Raw genomic sequence first — 2,108 nt, forward strand, 5'->3', positions numbered from 1 at the left:
GCATCCGTATGCATCATCCTCGTGGAAGATGTAAACCAGACCGTTGACGGGATCGTACACTCCTTCTATCCGGTTATCGCCCAGAATCCGCAGTATTATGCCGGCATATTTATCCATAGCGTTCATTATCTTATTTCTTTTTGTGTCTGTTTTAATTTTATGGCAAAACTTTTTACAGCTGTTTTCAGATGGATTTTATCTTTTTTACTTGCGGGATTAGCCCGCTAAACCAGAAGGAAAAAGGGGGAAATACGCTGAAAAAAACAAAAAAAGCCGCTAAGAATTATTTGTCAGAGCCTATAATAATATTTTCGCTAAAATTTAAACAGGCGCTTAAAATAAACCACGCATATTATCTCAATCGGCGTGGTTCCTCAAACTTACAAAACTATGCATCCAGGCCTGTCTTGGCCCGGCTTCTTTTCCGGTACTATATGGCCCGGTGTATATAGCCTGAAAAACGAACGGCTGATAAAACTAAAATAAAACTATGCGACAGGCGCTGCAAGCCTGCGCGAACGGGAGCTTCATGCCATCCATCCAATTAATTAACAGGTAATATTAGTTTATAATAGGTTTTAATACTTATATATGCGTTATTTGACACAAATATAATTCATAAATTTCACATATATATCTTTTTTTTCAATTTTTTTTATCTATCGAAAAAATTAGTAGTAAGTTGTAAGTGAAAAACGAATTGAATTATCAATCGCCGAAGCGAAGGCGAGGCAAAATCGGCGGAGCCAAAAGTGAAAAATAAGGGAGAAACGTTGACAGGTAAAAAAGGTGTAAATAGTCATATCTGCAACCTTTTTTTTAACTATTGGCATAAATTTTTTATTATAACTACTTCAATTTTTTGTTTTATATTTATCTTTGTCATGAGGTGTTGAATTGGTACGCGTGTATCTGTATTTTGTTATTTCTAAATACAAGACAACTTTTATTCTTTATTATTACGTTGCAACAAAGCCTTGTCTATATGGTATTACATTGTTTATATTTCGCCATGTATATAAAAATATATTTTTAGCAAACATATATAAACTAAGGATATGAAAAATTATGATAAGAATTTCGCGACTTTCCTGACTACTCCGGCAGAAATGTTGCTACCGGGTGTTGCTGTGGAATGCGTTATACTTGGCTTTAATGAAGGGGAAATAAAGGTACTGCTGAACCGTTATAAACCGCATGGGAACTGGATGCTTCAGGGAGGCTTTGTGCGCAGGACAGAAAGTATCGACACGGCGGTGGCACGTTTACTGGAGCTGAGAACCAACCTGAAAAACTGCTACCTGCGCCAGTTCGCCGCGTTCGGAGAACCGGATGAATCTATAATAGAAGAAAACAAGCAGTTACTGAAAGAATATAATATAGGGGATATAGATTCCCACTGGATGTCGGCCCGCTTTGTCACTATAGGCTACTATGCGCTTGTAAATTACGGGCATGTCAGGATAAAGCCCACAGCCGACGAAGAGTACGGCTGGTTCAGCTTGGACAGGCTTCCATCCCTGTTCGGAAACCACATGGAAATCATTGACAAGGCTATCCGTACCATGCACATGGAAATTAATTACATCCCTGCCGGATTGCTGCTTCCGGAAAAGTTCACCATGAGCGAACTGAGGGTTATCTATGAGGGCATACTTGGCCGGAAGCTGGACCGCCGTAACTTTCAGCGGAAGATACTTTCATACGGATTTGCCTATAAACTGGATGAAATCAGCAGGAAATGGGGTGTAAAGGATACCGCGTTGTTTTCCTTCGATAAGAAAAAATATTGGGAAGCCCTGACAAACGGGCTGGATTTCTTTTAACGAACAACCGATTCTATCCGGCCGTCGGAAAATACAGTCTGTAAATATTTACCGCGTCCTGTCACTGCCGTGTTCCGCGCATTATATATTTATCATAATGACTATGTATAGTAAGCGTTCGGTATTGCGCATCTTGCGCAATACCGAACGCTTACAATGCATATTTGTTACGGATAATCCGCAGGACATAGAGTTGTCCGGGTATGTATTCCAATTTCCCGGTTATTTCCTGACCGATACATTTGGCTCCCTGCGGAAGGTCTTTGGGTTCTATTATTTCCA

The 2,108-nt window shown here is 39.9% G+C and carries 2 protein-coding genes; one reads left to right on the plus strand and one right to left on the minus strand.

The features are described from left to right. Positions 1-1,058: 1,058 nt before the first annotated feature. Positions 1,059-1,826 carry an NUDIX hydrolase gene (locus ACYPZI_RS15860; RefSeq protein ID WP_459603334.1) on the plus strand — a complete coding sequence of 256 codons (768 nt, stop codon included), beginning with the start codon at positions 1,059-1,061 and terminating at the stop codon, positions 1,824-1,826. A 151-nt stretch (positions 1,827-1,977) separates the two neighbouring features. On the opposite strand, the gene ACYPZI_RS15865 is transcribed toward ACYPZI_RS15860, so the two are convergent. Beyond that, a complete protein-coding gene (locus ACYPZI_RS15865) occupies positions 1,978-2,103 on the minus strand; it encodes an IS66 family transposase zinc-finger binding domain-containing protein (protein ID WP_459603336.1) in 126 nt (41 codons plus the stop codon). Positions 2,104-2,108 lie beyond the last annotated feature (5 nt).

This window comes from Dysgonomonas reticulitermitis (assembly GCF_054601275.1).

Bases quoted from the DNA above. Each gene is read 5' to 3' on its own strand.
- ACYPZI_RS15860 (WP_459603334.1), top strand. From the start codon at position 1,059: ATGAAAAATTATGATAAGAATTTCGCGACTTTCCTGACTACTCCGGCA.